Consider the following 15,870-nt stretch of genomic DNA (forward strand, 5'->3'; position numbering starts at 1 on the left):
AAGGTCTAAGGCATGAATAGCCAACACGAATTTGTCCTACGAACCGTTGAGGAACGCGATATCCGCTTTATCCGCCTGTGGTTTACGGATATTCTGGGCGCCCTCAAATCCGTGGTCATGAGCCCGTCCGAGCTGGAATCGGCCTTTGAAGAAGGTGTTGGCTTCGATGGTTCTTCCGTGGAAGGGTTCTCCCGTATCTCTGAGTCTGACACCATCGCCCTGCCAGATCCCTCCACCTTCCAAATTTTGCCCTTTGATATGGATGAGCCGGACCTGCAATCGGCCCGCATGTTTTGCGATATCGCCCAGCCAGATGGCCAGCCCTCCATGGTGGACCCGCGCCATATCCTGCGCCGCCAGGTCACAGAGGCCGCCAACGATGGATTTACCTGCATGGCCTCGCCAGAAATCGAGTTCTATCTTTTCGAGCGCGGCCGCGAACTTACAGACTTGGTGCCCACGGACAACGGCGGTTACTTTGATCAAGCAACGCACGATACCGCCCCGCTTTTCCGCAGGAAGGCAATGTTAGCGCTGGAATCGCTGGGAATTGCCACGGAGTTTAGCCACCACGAAACCGCGCCAGGCCAGCAAGAAATTGATCTGCGCCATGCGGACGTGCTCACCGTGGCCGATAACATCATGACCTTCCGGCACGTGATCAAGCAGGTGGCCACCAATTCCAACGTGCGCGCCACCTTCATGCCTAAGCCCTTCGAACATTTGCCGGGCTCTGGCATGCACACCCACTTGAGCCTTTTTGAAGGCCAATCCAATGCTTTCCACGATCCGGATGATGAATTCTCTTTGTCCCAGACCGGCCGCCAGTTCATCGCCGGTATCTTGGAGCACTCCACGGAGATGTCCGCGATTGTGAACCAGTGGACCAATTCTTATAAGCGTCTGATGTTCGGCAACGAGGCGCCGGGCGCAGCCACCTGGGGAGTATCGAATCGCTCCGCGTTGGTCCGCGTTCCCACCTACCGGCTTACCAAGGAAGAATCGCGCCGGGTAGAAATCCGCTCCATTGATGCCTCGATGAACCCCTACCTAGGGTATGCGGTGCTATTGGCAGCAGGCCTGCGAGGCATCCGCGAGGGCTACGAGCTTGATGATCCGGCCGAGGACGATGTCCACCAGCTCACCCGCCGCGAGCGCCGGGCAATGGGCTATAAGGATCTACCCACCAGCTTGGATCAGGCCTTGCGAGAATTTGAAAAATCCGAGTTCATGGCAGAAGTCTTGGGCGAGCACGTCTTTGAGTTCTTCCTGCGCTCTAAGTGGGATGAGTGGCACCACTATCAGAGCCAAATCACCACCTTTGAGCTGCGCAATAACCTGGACTTCTAGGAGAAAAATGCGTCCTGCTGCTGTGCCTTCACCGGCCACACTAGGTCTTACCCGCCCGCATGCTGCGCAAGATATTGAGCAGCTGGGGTGGAAGAATCCGGAATCAGCGGATCTGTTGTGGACCCTCGCTGCCGTGGGTGACCCAGACCTGGCTCTCAATAATCTGATCCGCATCTATGAACAAGCCCCAGAGCTAGATGATGCCGTGCGGTCCAATGAAACTTTGCGCGTGCGCCTCTTCGCACTACTGGGGGCGTCGACCGCCTTTGGCGATCATCTCGCGGCGCACCCTGAACTGTGGCGAGAATTAGAAAAACCCCTTCCGCAGCCCGAAGAGATGCTGCAAAACCTGCTTGGTGCCGTCGATGCCCAGCCTGCGGACTTTGCTCACGACGTGGACCGGCCCGATCCGGCGTGCGAGGACTTGAGCGCGGCGGGCACTTACCGCGCCGGCGAGGGGGAGCATAAGCAGGCGCTGCGCACGACCTACCGCACTTTGATGATGCGCATTGCCGCCTGCGATGTGGCGGGCACCTTCCATTCCCGCAAGGGCCAGACCAGGCAGCAGCCGGAGGTAGGATTCCGCCAGATTACGGCGCTGACCACCGCGCTTGCCGACGCCGCCTTAACCGCCTCCCTTGCCTGCGCCGTGCGCACCATCTACGGCGATGAACCCTTGGATGCACAGCTGGCAGTCATGGCGATGGGCAAGTGTGGTGCAGGCGAGCTGAATTATATCTCCGATGTGGACGTCATCTTCGTCGGCAGCGAGGCAACCCCTAGGGCCACGCGGCTAGCGGCGGAGTTTAATCGCATTGGATCCACCACCTTTTTCGAGGTGGATGCGAACCTGCGCCCCGAGGGAAAGTCGGGCGCATTGGTGCGCACTTTGGAATCCCACGTGGCCTACTACAAACGGTGGGCGGAGACGTGGGAATTCCAGGCGCTCCTTAAAGCACGCGCTATGACGGGCTACCTCCCGCTAGGCCAAGACTATTTGGACCAGATCCGCCCGATGGTGTGGACGGCGTCGCAGCGCGAGTCCTTCGTGGAGGACGTACAGGCCATGCGCCGCCGCGTGCTGGCCAATGTTCCTGATGACCTTAAACATCGCGAGCTGAAGCTAGGCGTGGGCGGTCTGCGCGATATCGAATTTGCTGTTCAGCTCTTGCAATTGGTCCACGGGCGCTCCGATGAGACGCTGCGCGCACTTTCCACGGTGGAGGCGCTGGAGGCGCTGATTTCAGCGGGGTACGTCGGCCGAGAGGATGGCACCCAGCTCATTGAAGCCTATGAGTTTCTGCGCCTGCTTGAGCATCGTCTGCAATTAGAGCGCTTCCGCCGCACGCACACGCTGCCGGAAAAGGACGACGAAGAGGGGATGAAGTGGCTGGCGCGCATCGCCGGCTTTTATCCGCAGGGCACCAAGTCGGCGGCCGAGCGCATGCTGTCGCACCTGCGCCGGATCCGCCTGCGGATCTCCGAGCTGCACTCGCGCCTGTTTTACCGGCCGCTGCTCAATTCCGTGGTCACCATGTCCGCCGATGAGCTTAAGCTTTCACCGGAGGCCGCCAAGCTACAGCTGGCCGCGCTGGGCTATAACTACCCCGACCGCGCATTCGAGCACCTGACCTCCTTGGCGGCGGGAACCTCGCGCAAGGCACGCATCCAGGCGATTTTGCTGCCAACCTTGATGGAATGGCTGGCTGATACCGCAGACCCCGATATGGGCCTGTTGAACTATCGCAAGCTCTCGGAGGCCGCGAACGATAGATCGTGGTTCTTGCGCATGCTGCGCGATGAAGGAATTGTGGGCCAGCGGCTCATGCACATTCTAGGTACCTCGCCGTTTACCTCTGATCTGATTATTAGCGCCCCAGATTCGGTAAAGCAGCTTTCCGACGGCGCCACTGGCCCCAAACTGCTAGAAACCAAGCCCGAACAGGTTTCCAAGGCGCTGGTCAATTCCAGCAAGCGCCACGCCGACCCAGATAAAGCGGTGGCGGTGGCGCGCTCGTTGCGCCGGGTTGAGCTGGCCCGTATCGCCAGTGCGGATTTGCTGGGCTTCATGCCGGTCAAGCAGGTGTGTCACGAGCTATCCACAATTTGGGATGCCGTTCTTGAGGCTGCACTTCGCGCCGAGGTGCGCGCGTGGCGCCTTGCCAATGAAGACGCAGAGCCACCAGCGCGCATTGCCGTCATTGGCATGGGCCGCTTGGGAGGCATGGAGCTGGGATTTGGCTCAGATGCGGATGTGCTCGTCGTAGCAGAACCTAGCGAACCGGCCGATGACTCTGGCGCGGAAGGGGAGGCCGTGAAGTGGGCCATCGGGATCGTCGATAAGCTTCGGCGCCGCCTGTCTAAGCCTTCGGGCGACCCACCACTGGACGTCGACCTGGGCCTGCGCCCAGAGGGCCGCTCCGGTGCGGTGGCACGCACCATCTCCTCCTATGAGCGTTACTACCGCGAGTGGGGCGAGTCTTGGGAGCTGCAGGCTTTGTTGCGGGCGGCCTTCGTGGCTGGTGACAAGGAAGTAGGCGAGCGATTTATGTCCATGGTCGATAGCTTCCGCTACCCAGAAGGCGGCGCGAGCGCCTCGACCATTCGCGATATCCGGCGCATGAAGGCGCGCGTGGACAATGAGCGCCTGCCGCGCGGCGCGGACCGCAATACTCATACCAAGCTGGGGCGCGGTGCGCTCTCAGATATTGAATGGACCGTACAGCTCCTGACCATGATGCATGCTCACGAGTATGCCCAACTGCACGATCCGTCCACACTGCGCGTGCTCGACGCCTTGGAGGAAAACGCAATCCTCTCTGCCGAGCAGGTCTCGGACCTGCGCGAAGCCTGGCTTATGGCTACCGACGCCCGCAATGCACTGGTGCTCGTGCGCGGTAAGCGCGTCGACCAGTTGCCCGGGCCCGGTCCCCAGCTGGCCCAAGTAGCCGGTGCCGCTGGCTGGCCGCCGGAGGACAACCAAGGGTTTCTAGAAAACTATCTGAAACTTACCCGCCATGCCCGGAAGGTTGTAGATGAGGTCTTCTGGGGCGAGGAGGAATCCTTCGAGCATTCTTAGAGTTAGCCTTGAAAGTCCCCGATGCGCGCATTGTGGCCTTACTTTTTGCACTTTCGGGCTCTAAAGTGGGATGGGAACAAGAAAGGACTGGCTAGTTATGTCTTTTAAGCTGCAACTCGATGTGGACAACGCCACGGTGGGTGAGTTATCCGCGCTGCTTTCCGCAGCGCGCGCCGCGGGCGTGCGCGACGGTGACGCCCTCCACCTTGACGGCACCACATTGACCATCGAGGTCTCCACGCCGCGGGAGGAAAAGCCAGCGCCGCCGCGCCAAGAACCATCGCCCGATAGCTCCCGTCAGGCCCCTCGCTCGTGGGGGCGCGCCGACCGCATAGGGGAGGCCACCATCCGCTCCATCATCGACGCACTCAATGATCGCGGCGAGAACTCTCGCGGCAATGACTACGGTTCCTTCGGCGATAGCGCTGGTTACCATGGCTAAAATCAGCGGAGTGTATCGACATAAGCTCATCTACCTGTGGGCCTTTGTAGCCGTGGCCGTCATCGTGGCTATTGCTGTCGGGGTGTGGGCCACCAATCGCGATAAGCCGCCCAAGGGGACGAGGACGGTGGGCGAGGCCGTGGCTGGTGGCGTGGTTCAGGAAGACATGCCCGCACAGGTCAATGGTGCTATCAAAGGCGATGATTCCACCGACGCCAACCGCGTGACCTCCCTAGCTAAGGCGCTGGGCATTCCGCTCAATTCCGTCCCTCGCGATATTACCCAGACGGAAAACGGCAAGTCCGATGTGCGCGTCTACCTTGAGCGTGAGCTCAGCAGCGCGGTGGAGGCCGGAGACATCAGCGAATCCGATGAAGAGGCAGTCCTCGTAGCTTTTGAACGGGGACTTGTGATGCCGGCCAGCGATGGCATCGTGGCTGAAAGTTACCCGGCAAACTAGCCCTTTATTTCCTCGCGAACTGGGTGCAAAAATTCAGGCAACCCGCAGCCGAGCGGCATGGCCTTGGCAGCGATTCTCCCTAAGCTAAAACATCACAAATCGGTAACGGGCAAGGTGCTCGGTGCCGAAGCTTCTGGAGGAGACTATGACTTTCAAGACCACGCTGTCGACCGCGGTGGGGGTGCTTGCCGCTATCGCCATATCTATCACCGGCGGGATAGGGGTGGCCTATGCCGTTAATACCGTGCCGGCCGATACCATCGCCCAATCGGTTCCATCCGGCGACTTGGGTGACCACCTGAAAGACTTTGGTGCGGCGGCAGCGCAAGAAGACGCGCTGCACGTACTCGATGAACTGAATTAACCTAGGGCCCATGCTGGTTGATTCCCTAAGCCTGAAATTCAAGCCTGATGACTACCGCGCCGAGCTGCCTGTCTTCGACTACTTAGCTGATTTGGGCAGCTTCAAGCTGCGGAGTCCAGTAACTGTTTTCGTAGGTGAAAACGGCATTGGCAAATCGAGCTTGCTCGCGGGCCTAGCTAGTGACTTAGGTTGTTCTCCCTCGGGCGGCCGCATGGGTGACCCAGATGAAATCGTTCCTCGCAGCCCCATCCGCTGCGATACTGAGGAAGTAATCCACCGCGCCTATTTCCTGCGCGCCGAAAAGCACGAGTACTTGATTGAGCGTGGGGATTCAGCGGCCGAACGGGGCGGACGTTCGACTCTTCCTCAGAACGTGGATTTGTCCCGCCGATCGCACGGGCAATCCGTCTTTGACCTGCTCTATGAGCACATCAATGGCCAAGGCGTCTACATCCTTGATGAGCCAGAATCTGGGCTGTCCGTTATCCGGCAACTGGCCCTCGTAGGGGAAATTGCCCAAGCAGTTGACCGCGGCGCACAGGTCATTATTGCCACGCACTCGCCGATTCTTCTGGCCTGCCCTGGTGCGGACATTGTGGAGCTCAACGATACTGGCTTTGAACGCATCGCCTTCGACGAAGCGGAAGCCGTGGCGGCGACCCGGGAGCTTTTGGCGGACCCTGAGGGAACCATTCGCTTTATCCTCAACCCGGAGTAATCAACCGACGGTTTCTAGGAAACCTCCACGATGGTGACAGAAGGCCCGTCTTCGCCCGCGCGACGGCGAAGGAAGTGGGTGATGACCACACCAATCATGCCTACTGCCCAGACGGCTAGCACCGCAGCCGCGGCGGCAGTGAAATCCGGCATAGAATAATTGGGGGCGTCGGAGGAGTGGTCCAACACCATGCCGAAAAGCTGAGCGCCCAACATGCCAGAGGTAAAACCGCCCATATTTCCCAAGCCCGTAGCTGTGGCCACCACGGAGCGGTCCATGCGTTCGCGCACAATATCGAAGCCGTAGTTAGCCGTCGGTGTACACAACGCGGTAATAAAGGACACCACCAAGATTGCCGGCAGCCCGCTGTCAGTTCCAAAAGCAAAGAATACGAGCCAAGTCAGCACGTGAACAGCCACAAATCCGAGGCTCAGCCACGGGCGGACATGCTGCGCCCGAGAGGAAATTTTGCCGTGTAGGGGGCCTACGAAGACCAAGAATACGGCCAGCAGAGTAAGTACTAGGCTGGATTTAGCCTTGGAGAGCTCCATGCCTTGGGTCATCATAGGCATGCCCCAGAGCATGACAAAGACGATGAGCGGGAGCATGCCGATGTAGTGGATGAAGTAAGCCTGCCAGGCCACCGGGGAGCGGAAGACCTTCTTCAAACGGGCCGGGATGCTGGTGGCCTGCGAGTTGGGTGGTTCCTTCTCCGTGGGAATAATCCCCAACTTCTCTGGTGAGTCTGCTACCGCCACGATAGCGGCGATGGCTACCAAGATTCCTACTGCGCCAAGGGTAACGAAGGCGGCAGTCCATCCGGCCGCACCCAGCAACCACAGGAAGGGCACCGCGGAAATGAACTGGCCCATTTGTCCTAGCGATGACGTCACCTGAGTGAACATGGGGGTGCGGTGCAGTGGGAACCAATAGGGCAGGATGCGCATCACGGAGAGAAATGCCGTGGCATCGCCCGCGCCGATGAGCACGCGCGCGGCAATGGCTACGCCATAGCTGGTGGTAAAGCCCAGGGCGACCTGGCCAATGCCCATAATGACGGCGCCGACCACGAGGAGTAAGCGCGGGCCGAACTTATCAATCAAAATGCCGGTGGGGATTTGGGCTAGGGCATATACACCCAGCTGCACGGAGGTAAAAACCGCGATGCGTCCGGCATCGACATCGAAGCGTTCAATTGCATCTAGACCGGCGACGCCGAAGGAAGTGCGCCCTGTAATCGCTACGAGGTAGACCGCCATGGCGGCCACCCAAATGCTTAAAGCCTGAGTGGTAATGACTTCCCTAGGATTCGGCTGCGACATGGCTGATACCTTACGCCTTAACTACTAAGATTCTTTTGTGTGAAGTATATTTCGACCCGCGATACCGCCCGTCAGCCCGCATCTTTTACCGATATTCTCCTTGGCGGGCTTGCCCCCGATGGCGGTTTATACCTGCCTGAGAGCTACCCACAGCTAGATTCCGGCACTTTAAATTCATGGCGCAGGCTCCTAGCAGACAAAGGCTACGCGGCGCTTGCGGCCGAGGTACTTAAGCTTTTCATTGACGATATTCCGGCGCAAGACATCGAGGACATCGCCGCGCGCGCCTACACCAGCCCCAAGTTCGCCGATCCTGAGATTGTGCCCGTAACGGAGCTAGGGGAGGGCCTTTTCATCGGACATCTTTCTGAAGGACCTACTGCGGCATTTAAGGACATGGCCATGCAGCTTTTGGGTGAGCTATTTGAATATGAGCTTGCTCGCCGTGGCGAAACCCTCAATATTTTGGGCGCTACCTCAGGCGATACAGGGTCCTCTGCAGAGTATGCGATGCGCGGGCGCCACGGCATTCGCGTCTTTATGCTCACCCCAGCCGGCCGGATGACGGCCTTCCAGCAGGCACAGATGTTTGGGTTGGATGACCCGAATATCTTCAACATCGCCCTCGATGGCGTATTCGATGATTGCCAGGATGTGGTCAAGGCGGTATCAGGAGATGCTGATTTTAAGGCCGCCTACCGCATTGGCGCGGTCAATTCCATTAACTGGGCACGGTTGATGGCCCAGGTGGTCTACTACATTTCCTGCTGGCTCAAGGTCACCGAAAACGCCGATCAGAAGGTTTCCTTTAGCGTTCCTACCGGTAACTTTGGCGATATTTGTGCTGGCCATATCGCTCGCCAAATGGGCCTTCCTATCGATCGTCTCATTGTGGCTACTAATGAGAATGATGTGCTGGATGAGTTCTTCCGTACCGGAAACTACCGGCCGCGCCCAGCTGCAGAGACCATGGCTACGTCCTCGCCGTCGATGGATATCTCGCGTGCCTCGAATTTTGAGCGCTTTGCGTTCGACTTGCTTGGCCGAGATGCAGCCGAAACCGCAGAGCTTTTCGGCACCAAGGTCAAAGAAGGTGGCTTCAGCCTGGATCAAGAGAAGCTCACCGCCGCCCGCGCGGACTATGGTTTCCTTTCCGGTTCCTCCACCCACGCGGACCGCCTAGCCACCATTAAGGACGTACACGAGCGCTTTGATTACCTGCCGGATCCGCACACGGCCGACGGCATCAAGGTGGCTCGCGGCGCACAGCGCGAAGGTGTAAAAACGCCCATCGTGTGTCTGGAGACCGCGCTGCCGGTGAAGTTTGCCGAGACCATCACGGAGGCCATCGGCTCTGCCCCTGAGCCGCCCGAGCGCTTTGCCAGCATCCTCGATACTGAGCGGCACGTCAAGGACTTGCCTAATGATGCCGCGGCGGTCAAGGATTACATCACCACGTCGATTCAGAAAACGGAGGTTTAGACCATGGCCCTAGAAAATTTTGCCGGCCCGGAACACTACACCGAGTTTGATCCGGAAAAGTTCATCCGCGATCTCAAAGCCCAGGCGGAGATGGATGCGGAAGAAGATAATAAGGACAACGCCGGGGATGCGGACGCGGAGAGCAACTAGCGTCTTTGTAGCGTGCACGGCCGCGTTCCTTGCGGCCTGCAGCCCGGTACGGGGTGGGGAAGAACCAAGTTTCTCCGCCCTGTCTTATAAAAACCTCATTCCCAATGAGTCCTATTCCCCGGCCACGGCACCGCTCGCGCCGGGCACCGCCTTGGACCTCTCCGGCGATGAACCGCGGCCGGGCGCCTATTTCAACTACCAGTCGTGTACTGCGGCATGGTCATTTAAGCTTGCCGACGCCCGCACGATCGCCGTCACCGCTTCCCATTGCGGCAAACCCGGCGATAAGGTCTGGGCCGGAACCGCCGACGGCAACTTTAGCTACCCCGCCGAACCTATCGGCGAGGTCATCTACTCTGATTTCTATTCCGAAGACAGCCACGACCTCGATGTGGCCTTTATCGAGATCACCGGCAGCGCTGAGTACTATGTCCCCGGGACGGTAGACAATAGCGTCGCCACCTCCCTGGCTCACCTGCCACATCAGGTGTGCAAGCTTGGCCGCGTGACCGATGAGACGTGCGGCACGCTTTCCCATGATGCAGAGATGGCGCAGCTGAACTCGGAGGGACTCCAGCGGGATTCGCTCGCCGCTAGGGCGCGCGTATGCAGTACCAATGGTGACTCTGGTGGTCCGGTGTACGGCGAAGTAGAAGGAAAGCAAACCATCGTGGGCGTGGTCTCGGGAACGACGCAGCGCCTCGAAGAAGGCCACACCTGCCAAACCACGCTGACGGACATGGAGCTGTCTTTCACGTTGGCCACCGATATTCAGCTTCTAGCTAAAGAGGTTTTGGGACCCGTGGCCTAAGTGCGCCGCACTGGTCTACGCTAGGTGGCATGCCGACTCCAGATTTTATTATTCAGCTGCGCGAAAAGATTGGCCACGAGCAGATCTTTGTGCCGGCCTGCAGCGCCATCATCATCCGTGATGTTCCGGCAGACGCCGCGCTCTGGGAAGTCCCCTCCGTGCTCCTAGTAAAGCGTTCCGATAACGGTACGTGGACCCCGGTGGAAGGAATCTGCGAGCCAGGCGAGGAGATCACCACCACCGCGCTGCGAGAAGTCAAAGAGGAAGTGGGGCTCGACGCCAAGGTAGAAGCCCTTTTGGGCGTGGGGCAGTCCGGGCCAGTGACCTACCCCAACGGTGATGAGTGCACCTTTATGGGAACGGCGCTGCGCGTATCAGTAGCGGATGGCGCAGAGCCGGTCATCAGCGATGAAGAAAATACCGAGGCTGGGTGGTTCTCCGTGGCGAAGCTTCCCGAAAGCGTTTCGCGCCGCCACCGCCTCATGATTGCCGACGCCGTAGCGCAGATGAAACATCCCCGCGGTTTTGCCCCGCGCATGGGCTGGATGAAGCGCAGCGAGCAACCGGGACTGTAGGGCTAGTCTTCTGCGGCGTCGGCAAGCAGCCCGCGCAATTGCTGTGGGTTTTCGGCAGCGATGAGTTCTTGTGCAATGCCAGCGCGCGCATCGGCAATGTCGTCTTTGTCGCCGCAGGAAATCACGGTATCGCTGATAGTAATTAAGAGTTTTCCGCGCCGGGCTAGGGCATAAAAGAGCGGGCAGTCTTGCGCGCTCCAGCGCCAGGCCGTGGCATAGAAGTCCCGTGCGCCTGAGCCAAGCCACGACGTCTCCAAGAGCAGGTGGCCGCGGCGCAGGAATATGCCGTCTCGCTGCAGGCCGGCGAGTACGTCTCTCACCGCAGCCAGGTTGGCGCGATCCCACGCGATGAAGGTGATAAGGGAGCTTTTATGCATCAGCCGCGCCGGCGACGATTGCCATCTGCGCGGCCACCGGAATAGGCGCGCACGGAATTCTCGCCGCCCTCGGGGCCCAAGTCATCTATGCCCCAGGAATCTTCCGCATAGATTGCGTATTCCCTGCTCCAGTGCTCGCGCCGCGGTCGCGCTTCACGCGTGCGGCGGCGTGTGCGGCGCTTGCCTCGTTCAAAGCTAGCGTCTCGCATAGTGGCTGCGCCTTCTTGCTACCTTTCTGGACCCGTCTTAATGAGTGGTTCTTCAGGGCCGGTTTCCTTCTTTCCCTCCCACACCCAGCTGAGGAAGCGGGTGGAACACAGCGCCCAGTGGGCGGTGAGGAGAACGGGAATGGTGAGCGCAATGGCGTCGATAAGCTCGGAGCCATTGACCAATGCCAGCTGGTGGCCGCCCATGCTTACGGTTCCTGGCGGGAATGTGCAGGACCACCACGCCGGGGAGTACGGAACCCACCGTGCCACATTGGGATAGAAGGTAAACATCGCGTAGATGGACAGCGGAATGGCGATAATAAGCGCCGTAACGCCGTAATAGATGGAGAACGGTCCGGGGAAGAGAATCTGCATTGCTGTCGTGGACTGGCCCACTACGCCTAGCGGGACCCATGCGGTGGCTGATTTCGCGCCGGTGAAATCCACCTTGCCGTGCCATGCGGCCCAGTACACGCGGGCGAAGGTGGGCACCGCCGTCACCAGGGACATGAAGAAAAATACCGTACCCATCACGTGGTAGAGCGGGCCGTAATCATTAGCTAGCCAACCGGAAACGGAAGCTGAAATCATAGGGCCGACCAGCGGCAGGCCCCAGGTGAACTTCGGTTCGCCATCAAAGCGCGTGAGCTGGATAGCCCACGTGATAACCGTAACTGGGCCACCGATCCAAAAGCCCACTAGGCGGAATGTAGGGATATCCGTCAGGCCGGAAAGCGCGGCACCGAGCGCCAGGATTCCGATGAAAAACATCGACCACTCCGCCATAGTGGTGCGCTCAAAGGCAGGGTGGCGGTAGCGCAAGAAGCCCGCGGTGAGAACGACAAAGATGACGCACGCGATGGCGGCAAAAATGCCGGCCAGGATCATCATGTCTTCTTCCACGAGCAGGCGCGAAACGATGGAGGTGCCCATGAGGCTGCCTCCCCACGCGGGGCCAGGGGCTGGGAGTTGGCGGAATCTATCAGTCACACCCACATGTTAATTTCTTTCGGTTGGGTTATCAGAATTTTGCTGTCGTTTTTGCTGGTGAGAACTCTCAACTAGCGCTGGATTAGGGGTCGGGGTCAAGACCTAAAGAATATGTGTCCGGGGTCGCAAGAAAGGGCTGGAACACCATTGCGTGTTCATACAGCAAGGAGGCTATGAATGATGAGGATTCGCTATACCTTGGTGGAAAGCCGGATTTCGTTCGACCAGCTCCATATACTCATCCAAAAATCCAACCCACGAATTCGTCAGAAAGAGAAAGTTATCAAGGGCTACAATTACTGCCAGTAGAGAGTTCTCGCCATAATTTTGACCCAAAACTCTCTCAGCACGCCGTTTCGTAGCATTGGAAACTGAAGGTTGGTCCAAGACGAAACTGTTCCATAACCGAGCTGAGTGAGCACACTTATTTCTCACGAAAGTAAAAGAGCGCAATTGGCGCGTTAAATATTGTTTCTTTACGCCAAGAATGGAACAAGTCTTTGCGTAAACTTGGTTGTCATCGTTTCGGAAGCTTATTGCTTTCGACAACGTACCAAAGGACAATGCCTCAACTGCCACCCAAATTGGGACATCGTAAATCCACCTCTCAGTGTCGGATCCTGAATCCTTTCGGTATTTGTGGAGGTATGGTTCCTTAGATCGCTTGAGCTCACTGATTATTAGATGGTGCGTGGGCGTCATAGCTGGATTTGGTGGGCGTCGGTAAGCAGTGGGCTGAAGATACTCCTCGTAAGGAGAATGGATTTCACCTTCGCTGAGGGCAAAAGCCGTTCTGGCCGCTAGCTCTGCTTCTTGGAGCCCGCGGAGAAGAAAAGAACGAAGCTCGACGTCCAACCGGTAGATATTAACTATTTCATCCCACTGGGTGTCAGGATAGAATCTGGCTTCGTCCCCAGCTAAGTCTTCTTGGAAGTACCGCATGTAGCCCGAAAAGCGGTAATAATTTTGACGCTCAAGGAAATTTTTAGCAGATTTTTCGGAAGGAAGGATTAACCCACGGCGTTGAATTAAACTAACTTGCTCTTCAATGCTAAGGAACTTCTTCCTGCGGTTCATTGCTTCAGAATAGCAAAGCCCCCCTCTCATATTGAGCTGTTCCTATGGGAAGCTTGGAGGGGGTATCGATTGACTAGATTATAGCTCAAAATGCGCAACCTTAGTAATCATTTGCGCAAGGTTTTACTCACGTGCCATGCATTTGGAAAACGCTGCGATGGTCAATCAACAAGGAGTGGGGCAGCGCTAAGAACCAAGGGCAGTGGGTTCAAAACTTCTGAATCCAAAGTGCACATAGGATCTGCAAAGCCCCCAATCGGCACTCAGCAATATGGGAGCCTAGGAAGGCGGAAAGCCGGTGGCGAGAGGGGGCGTCGGCAAACGCTGCTTTAGCAGTCGTAGTACATCTCAAATTCCTGCGGGGTAGGACGCAGGCGAACCGGGTTGATCTCGTTCTCGTACTTGTAGTTGATGTAGGTCTCGATGAGATCCTCGGTGAAGACATCGCCTTCGGTGAGGAAGTCCATGTCCTCCTGCAGGGCCTTGAGGGAAGCCTCGAGGGAGGTCGGTGCCTGGGGGATGGACTCAGCCTCTGCGGGCGGCAGCTCGTAGAGGTCCTTATCAACTGGAGCGTGCGGCTCAATGCGGTTCTTTACACCGTCGATGCCGGCCATCATCATGGCGGCAAAGCCCAAGTACGGGTTGCCGGATGGATCCGGTGCGCGGAACTCGATGCGCTTGGCCTTCGGGTTGGAACCGGTAATCGGGATACGGATAGCGGCCGAGCGGTTGCGCTGGGAGTACACCAGGTTAATCGGGGCCTCGAAGCCCGGCACCAGGCGGTGGTAGGAGTTCAGCGTCGGGTTGGTGAATGCGAGAACGGCACCAGCGTGGTGGAGGATGCCGCCGATGTAGTAGCGGGCGATATCGGAAAGGCCTGCGTAGCCAGCCTCGTCGTGGAAGAGAGGCTTGCCGTCCTTCCACAGGGACATGTGGGCGTGCATACCGGAACCATTATCGCCGGCCAGCGGCTTGGGCATGAAAGTTGCGGTCTTGCCCCACTGTGCCGCAGTCTGCTTGATCACGTATTTGAAAGTTTGAATGTCATCGCCCGCGTGCAACATGGAGTTGAAGCGGTAGTTGATCTCATTCTGGCCGGCGCCGACCTCGTGGTGGAAGCGCTCGATCTGGAAGCCAACCTTCTGCAGGTTTTCCACCATGGCGTCGCGCACCTCACCGTGCTTGTCATACGGAGCGGTGGGGAAGTAGCCACCCTTCATGCGGGTCTTGTAGCCAGTATTCGGGGTGCCGTCGAAGTTGGTTTCGCTATCGCGGTTCCACCAACCCTCATCGGAGTCCACCTCATAGAAACCGTGCTGGGCATCGGTGGCGTAGCGCACGGAGTCAAAGAGGTAGAACTCGGCCTCAGCGCCAAAGTTGCAGGTATCGGCAATGCCGGTGGACTGCAGGTACTCTTCCGCCTTGCGCGCGATGTTGCGCGGGTCGCGGGAGAAAGGCTCAAAGGTAAATGGGTCGTGGACGAAGAATTTGATGTTCAAGGTCTTGGCCGTGCGGAACGGATCGATATGCGCGGTGGCTGGATCCGGCAGCAGGGTCATATCGGACTCATCGATGGTGGTGAATCCGCGGATTGAGGAGCCGTCGAAGGCAAGGCCATTTTCGGCATCTTCTACGGTGAACTCATCTGCTGGGATGGAAAAGTGGTGCTCGGTGCCCGGGACGTCCGTAAAGCGGATATCGACGAACTTTACGTCCTCGTCCTTAATGAATTGGACGATGTCCTGCACTGTCTCGAAAGACACGTTTGTCTCCTCGTTGTTGACCGGTGAATTGTCTCTCTATAGCCTACTAGGTTCTCACCGTGGGCATCGCGATTCCCCTCGTTTCACATCTCACTTTGTGCCCGCTAGATTGGTGAGCATGGCAGATAAGCGTACGTGGCTCGACGGGCCGAATATTCCGGGCGAATACGATGACATGGAAGGCCCCGGCCGCTGGCCGGGCGAAAAGCTCGGCCTTCCGGAGTCCGGGCCGGGGTCACTGGCCCCCGTTGGCCGCCGCGCCGGCGCCGTGGCCATTGACTGGATCGTGTGCATGCTCATTGCCAACCTGATCCACATGTTCACCACGGAACTTGGGGGCGTGGCTTTCTTGGGCTACGCCCTGTGGGTCATCATGGGCATCGTGTGTGGTTGGCTCTTTGCTCGCACCCCCGGCATGCTGCTGTTGGGTATGGGCGTGGCGCGACTCGATGTCCCCGGTGCCCGCGTGGGCCTATGGCGCGCGGCGCTGCGCACAGTGCTCACAGGTGTGCTGTTCCCAGCGGCTATGGTTGATGCGGATGGACGCGGAATGCATGACCGCGCCACCGGTACTATCGTTATTCGCTCCTAAACAGCCTGCTGGCGGATTCTAGGGGTCGTTGCAACGATGATGGTTAGTTTGGTTTGATGCTACCGGTTTGTGTGAGGGCGTTGGTCATGACTTCGGCTGGGGTGCGCCA

17 protein-coding genes are annotated in these 15,870 nt (G+C 58.4%); 11 read left to right on the forward strand and 6 right to left on the reverse strand.

Annotated features, from left to right (window positions below; all coding sequences use genetic code 11):
• Positions 1 to 12: 12 nt before the first annotated feature.
• From BKN05_RS05600 to BKN05_RS05625, 6 genes are all read left to right on the forward strand, one after another.
• Entirely contained in the window at positions 13 to 1,350 is a 1,338-nt protein-coding gene (locus BKN05_RS05600) for a glutamine synthetase family protein (RefSeq protein ID WP_286688171.1), read from the forward strand.
• A gap of 7 nt (positions 1,351 to 1,357) precedes the next feature.
• Positions 1,358 to 4,429 (forward strand): bifunctional [glutamine synthetase] adenylyltransferase/[glutamine synthetase]-adenylyl-L-tyrosine phosphorylase, encoded by a 3,072-nt coding sequence (locus tag BKN05_RS05605; RefSeq protein WP_286688172.1) that lies wholly within the window; start codon positions 1,358 to 1,360, stop codon positions 4,427 to 4,429.
• 97 nt (positions 4,430 to 4,526) lie between these two features.
• Entirely contained in the window at positions 4,527 to 4,871 is a 345-nt protein-coding gene (locus BKN05_RS05610) for a Cgl2226 family protein (RefSeq protein WP_286688173.1), read from the forward strand.
• Between the two features lie 10 nt (positions 4,872 to 4,881).
• Positions 4,882 to 5,331 carry a hypothetical protein gene (locus BKN05_RS05615; protein ID WP_286688174.1) on the forward strand — a complete coding sequence of 150 codons (450 nt, stop codon included), beginning with the start codon at positions 4,882 to 4,884 and terminating at the stop codon, positions 5,329 to 5,331.
• Positions 5,332 to 5,476: 145 nt separating this feature from the next.
• The gene (locus tag BKN05_RS05620; protein ID WP_286688175.1) at positions 5,477 to 5,695 is read left to right on the forward strand and encodes a hypothetical protein; all 219 of its coding nucleotides are present in this window, start codon (positions 5,477 to 5,479) and stop codon (positions 5,693 to 5,695) included.
• Positions 5,696 to 5,705: 10 nt separating this feature from the next.
• The gene (locus BKN05_RS05625; protein ID WP_286688176.1) at positions 5,706 to 6,413 is read left to right on the forward strand and encodes an AAA family ATPase; all 708 of its coding nucleotides are present in this window, start codon (positions 5,706 to 5,708) and stop codon (positions 6,411 to 6,413) included.
• A 14-nt stretch (positions 6,414 to 6,427) separates the two neighbouring features.
• Here BKN05_RS05625 and BKN05_RS05630 read toward each other — a convergent pair whose 3' ends face one another.
• Positions 6,428 to 7,735, reverse strand: coding sequence for an MFS transporter (locus BKN05_RS05630; protein WP_286688177.1), 1,308 nt, complete (start codon positions 7,733 to 7,735; stop codon positions 6,428 to 6,430).
• Positions 7,736 to 7,774: 39 nt separating this feature from the next.
• Here BKN05_RS05630 and thrC point away from each other — a divergent pair, with 39 nt between their 5' ends.
• Genes thrC through BKN05_RS05650 form a run of 4 tightly spaced genes read left to right on the forward strand, consistent with a single transcriptional unit; the run spans position 7,775 to position 10,753 of the window.
• Entirely contained in the window at positions 7,775 to 9,217 is a 1,443-nt protein-coding gene (gene thrC, locus BKN05_RS05635) for a threonine synthase (protein WP_286688178.1), read from the forward strand.
• Positions 9,218 to 9,220: 3 nt separating this feature from the next.
• Positions 9,221 to 9,367, forward strand: a complete 147-nt coding sequence (locus tag BKN05_RS05640; RefSeq protein WP_005328137.1) for a hypothetical protein — start codon at positions 9,221 to 9,223, stop codon at positions 9,365 to 9,367.
• On the forward strand, positions 9,345 to 10,178 hold the full coding sequence (locus tag BKN05_RS05645; protein WP_286688179.1) for a trypsin-like serine protease: 834 nt from the start codon (positions 9,345 to 9,347) through the stop codon (positions 10,176 to 10,178). The genes BKN05_RS05640 and BKN05_RS05645 overlap by 23 nt, the downstream gene beginning before the upstream one ends.
• Before the next feature lie 29 nt (positions 10,179 to 10,207).
• Entirely contained in the window at positions 10,208 to 10,753 is a 546-nt protein-coding gene (locus BKN05_RS05650) for an NUDIX hydrolase (RefSeq protein ID WP_198491733.1), read from the forward strand.
• Positions 10,754 to 10,755: 2 nt separating this feature from the next.
• On the opposite strand, the gene BKN05_RS05655 is transcribed toward BKN05_RS05650, so the two are convergent.
• The 5 genes from BKN05_RS05655 to glnA all read right to left on the reverse strand — a co-directional run bounded on the left by BKN05_RS05655 (position 10,756) and on the right by glnA (position 15,169).
• A complete protein-coding gene (locus BKN05_RS05655; protein WP_198491732.1) occupies positions 10,756 to 11,130 on the reverse strand; it encodes a hypothetical protein in 375 nt (124 codons plus the stop codon).
• Entirely contained in the window at positions 11,130 to 11,339 is a 210-nt protein-coding gene (locus BKN05_RS05660) for a hypothetical protein (protein ID WP_198491731.1), read from the reverse strand. Before BKN05_RS05660 ends, BKN05_RS05655 begins: the two co-directional genes overlap by 1 nt.
• 18 nt (positions 11,340 to 11,357) lie before the next feature.
• Positions 11,358 to 12,329, reverse strand: coding sequence for a TDT family transporter (locus BKN05_RS05665; protein ID WP_198491730.1), 972 nt, complete (start codon positions 12,327 to 12,329; stop codon positions 11,358 to 11,360).
• 171 nt (positions 12,330 to 12,500) lie between these two features.
• The gene (locus BKN05_RS05670) at positions 12,501 to 13,406 is read right to left on the reverse strand and encodes an Abi family protein (protein WP_198491729.1); all 906 of its coding nucleotides are present in this window, start codon (positions 13,404 to 13,406) and stop codon (positions 12,501 to 12,503) included.
• 329 nt (positions 13,407 to 13,735) lie between these two features.
• Entirely contained in the window at positions 13,736 to 15,169 is a 1,434-nt protein-coding gene (gene glnA, locus BKN05_RS05675) for a type I glutamate--ammonia ligase (RefSeq protein ID WP_198491728.1), read from the reverse strand.
• A gap of 118 nt (positions 15,170 to 15,287) precedes the next feature.
• Between glnA and BKN05_RS05680 the strand changes: the two genes are divergently transcribed.
• On the forward strand, positions 15,288 to 15,761 hold the full coding sequence (locus BKN05_RS05680) for an RDD family protein (protein WP_049377713.1): 474 nt from the start codon (positions 15,288 to 15,290) through the stop codon (positions 15,759 to 15,761).
• The last annotated feature ends 109 nt before the right edge of the window (positions 15,762 to 15,870 follow it).

The sequence above is a fragment of the Corynebacterium sp. S5S1 genome (assembly GCF_001913985.1).
In the GTDB taxonomy this organism is placed as follows: Bacteria; Actinomycetota; Actinomycetes; order Mycobacteriales; family Mycobacteriaceae; genus Corynebacterium; species Corynebacterium marquesiae.

What these genes read in the sequence shown, in the direction of transcription:
- BKN05_RS05600 (WP_286688171.1), top strand. Translation starts at nt 13, where the DNA reads ATGAATAGCCAACACGAATTTGTCCTACGAACCGTTGAGGAACGCGAT.
- BKN05_RS05605 (WP_286688172.1), top strand. Translation starts at nt 1,358, where the DNA reads ATGCGTCCTGCTGCTGTGCCTTCACCGGCCACACTAGGTCTTACCCGC.
- BKN05_RS05610 (WP_286688173.1), top strand. Translation starts at nt 4,527, where the DNA reads ATGTCTTTTAAGCTGCAACTCGATGTGGACAACGCCACGGTGGGTGAG.
- BKN05_RS05620 (WP_286688175.1), top strand. Translation starts at nt 5,477, where the DNA reads ATGACTTTCAAGACCACGCTGTCGACCGCGGTGGGGGTGCTTGCCGCT.
- BKN05_RS05625 (WP_286688176.1), top strand. Translation starts at nt 5,706, where the DNA reads ATGCTGGTTGATTCCCTAAGCCTGAAATTCAAGCCTGATGACTACCGC.
- BKN05_RS05630 (WP_286688177.1), bottom strand. Translation starts at nt 7,735, where the DNA reads ATGTCGCAGCCGAATCCTAGGGAAGTCATTACCACTCAGGCTTTAAGC.
- BKN05_RS05640 (WP_005328137.1), top strand. Translation starts at nt 9,221, where the DNA reads ATGGCCCTAGAAAATTTTGCCGGCCCGGAACACTACACCGAGTTTGAT.
- BKN05_RS05645 (WP_286688179.1), top strand. Translation starts at nt 9,345, where the DNA reads ATGCGGACGCGGAGAGCAACTAGCGTCTTTGTAGCGTGCACGGCCGCG.
- BKN05_RS05650 (WP_198491733.1), top strand. Translation starts at nt 10,208, where the DNA reads ATGCCGACTCCAGATTTTATTATTCAGCTGCGCGAAAAGATTGGCCAC.
- BKN05_RS05655 (WP_198491732.1), bottom strand. Translation starts at nt 11,130, where the DNA reads ATGCATAAAAGCTCCCTTATCACCTTCATCGCGTGGGATCGCGCCAAC.
- BKN05_RS05660 (WP_198491731.1), bottom strand. Translation starts at nt 11,339, where the DNA reads ATGCGAGACGCTAGCTTTGAACGAGGCAAGCGCCGCACACGCCGCCGC.
- BKN05_RS05670 (WP_198491729.1), bottom strand. Translation starts at nt 13,406, where the DNA reads ATGAACCGCAGGAAGAAGTTCCTTAGCATTGAAGAGCAAGTTAGTTTA.
- BKN05_RS05680 (WP_049377713.1), top strand. Translation starts at nt 15,288, where the DNA reads ATGGCAGATAAGCGTACGTGGCTCGACGGGCCGAATATTCCGGGCGAA.